Source organism: Streptomyces sp. DH12 (assembly GCF_020873895.1).
In the GTDB taxonomy this organism is placed as follows: Bacteria; Actinomycetota; Actinomycetes; order Streptomycetales; family Streptomycetaceae; genus Streptomyces.
This window is the reverse complement of sequence record NZ_JAHWGT010001741.1, coordinates 1-381: the sequence shown is the minus strand read 5'-3', so window position 1 is coordinate 381 and position 381 is coordinate 1. Positions and strand designations below refer to the sequence as shown.

The following is a 381-nucleotide window of genomic DNA, read 5'->3' as shown; positions in this document are numbered from 1 at the left end:
ACGCGTCGGCTGCGCAGGACCCGTCGCCGACCTCCTCGCCGAGCCGTGCGCCGGAGGACGCCTGGTGCGCGCCGTTCTCGACCGCGGCAACGGCGCCCGCACCACGCTGCGGCGGCTCGGCGACGGCGAACTGCGTTACACCGCCCTCGCGCTGGTGCTGCTCACCGGCCCCGGCGTACTGGAGGCCGACGTGCCGGGCGAGGTGCCGGACGCCCTGCGATGCCTCACTGTCCTCGCCGACGGCCTGGACCGGGCGCAGGATCCCGCCCAGCGCGCCGCCCTGCTGGCGCTGGCGGCACGGATGTGCGAGCGGGGGCACATCCGCCTGGTCGGCGCCGTGAGCGACGCCACCTGGGCCGCCGGGGTGCCCGGGGCGACCGT

General features: G+C 78.0%; 1 pseudogene. It reads left to right on the top strand.

Annotated features, from left to right (window positions below):
• Nucleotides 1-381: pseudogene (locus tag LPA54_RS42005) on the top strand (ATP-binding protein); the annotation flags it as partial.